This window comes from Acidisphaera rubrifaciens HS-AP3 (assembly GCF_000964365.1).
Taxonomy (GTDB): domain Bacteria; phylum Pseudomonadota; class Alphaproteobacteria; order Acetobacterales; family Acetobacteraceae; genus Acidisphaera; species Acidisphaera rubrifaciens.
The window spans coordinates 1-1,410 of record NZ_BANB01000772.1 but is presented as its reverse complement, the minus strand read 5'-3'; the positions used below and the strand labels follow the sequence as shown (position 1 = coordinate 1,410).

Here is a 1,410-nt window from a genome sequence, read left to right as displayed (position 1 = left end):
CACGGCCTGATCGGCCAGGTCGGTGAGGGCGCGCATCGGCGGGCCGCGTCAGCCCGGCGCCGCGCCGCCGTGCCGGCGCGCCACAGCGCCGGGCAAAGCGGCGGCGTGTCCGCAGGCGCCGGTTGAATGCGGCCGGCGGTTCGGCTTCACTGACGTAACCTGTTGTGCATTGCGGAGAGACTGGTGCGACCACACGCTGCCATGCGGCTTTTCGGGCCCGCCGCCCTGGCCTGCCTCGTGGTCGGCGGCTGCGCCGGCCCGCTCGAAGCCTATAATCGCGGCATCGCGAAGCTCCAGCTGATGCAGGCGACGGAACTGCCGGACGACCAGATCGACAGGGTCAGCGGAACCTACAAGGGTCTCCAGACGCTGGTGGCGGCACAGGGCGACCAGCCCGCGCGCTGCCCGCATCCCCGGGTCGGCACACTGGAGATCGGCGACATGACCCTGGAACTGGCCTACACGCCGAACCTGATCTTCACCGCGCCGGTGATGCCGGACGGGACCGTCCGCAGCGTCGTCGGCCAGTCGGTGCTGCAGGGCCATGTCGGCAACGGGTATGCCGTGTTCACCATCACCACGCCGGTCTGCTCGACGCGCTTCGACTACCGCTACGTGATCTGAGCCGGGACGGTCATGGCGCCGCCGCGGCGGTCCTGGCTCGGTCGGCTGTTCGGCGGCGGCGTCCCGGAGGCGGAAGCGTCCCCCGCCGAGGCTCCGGCCAAGGCCGCCGTCGGCGGTGAGGCGGTCCGCGAGGCCGTGCCGCCCGGCGCGCCGGTTCTCGACATTCTGTTCGGCCCCCGCGCCGAGCCCGACGCGGCGGCGATCGAGGATCTGCCGGAGCCGTCCGCCCCCTCGCCGGCCTTCGCCCCCGCAGCCGTCGCGCCGTCCGGGCCCGAGGAGACCGGTGACGAGGCGCCGCCGCCGCCCGCCTATATCCGCATGGCGCCGCCGCCGGTCAGCCTGCGCACCGCCCTGCATGTCTCCGGCACCGGCGACGTGGAGACGACCGGCGACGGCTGGGCGGGAACGCCGGGCGCGTCCATCGAAGGCCTGTCCCTGATCGTCGTGGACGGCATCGACCCCGAGGATATCGAATGCCGTGTCGTGCTCGACGACGGCTCCATGACCGACTGGGTGCCGGGCGATCGGTACAGCGGTACGCGGGGCGAGGCGCGGCCGCTGCGCGGCTTCGCCGTCCGACTCGCCGGGCCGGCCGTCATGACCCATGTCGTGCGCTACCGCGGCGCCTTCGCCGGGGGCGCGCAGGTCGGACCATGCGATGCCGGCGCGATCTGCGCCACGCCCGACGGCGCGGTGCTGGAAGCGGTGCAGGTTCTCGTCACGCCGATGGCGCCGCACGGCAGCTGACCGCCCCCCGCCCGATCGCCGCCCGCCCGGCCGCCGCCT

2 protein-coding genes are annotated in these 1,410 nt (G+C 74.0%); both read left to right on the top strand.

Translation table 11 applies throughout. The annotated features are described in order from the left end of the window. The first annotated feature begins 201 nt into the window (after positions 1 to 201). Entirely contained in the window at positions 202 to 624 is a 423-nt protein-coding gene (locus tag B8460_RS17495; RefSeq protein WP_048862905.1) for a hypothetical protein, read from the top strand. Between the two features lie 12 nt (positions 625 to 636). Next, positions 637 to 1,371, top strand: a complete 735-nt coding sequence (locus B8460_RS17490) for a hypothetical protein (protein ID WP_048862904.1) — start codon at positions 637 to 639, stop codon at positions 1,369 to 1,371. The last annotated feature ends 39 nt before the right edge of the window (positions 1,372 to 1,410 follow it).

Excerpts from the sequence above, each read along its gene's own strand:
- B8460_RS17495 (WP_048862905.1), top strand. The coding sequence starts at position 202 with ATGCGGCTTTTCGGGCCCGCCGCCCTGGCCTGCCTCGTGGTCGGCGGC.
- B8460_RS17490 (WP_048862904.1), top strand. The coding sequence starts at position 637 with ATGGCGCCGCCGCGGCGGTCCTGGCTCGGTCGGCTGTTCGGCGGCGGC.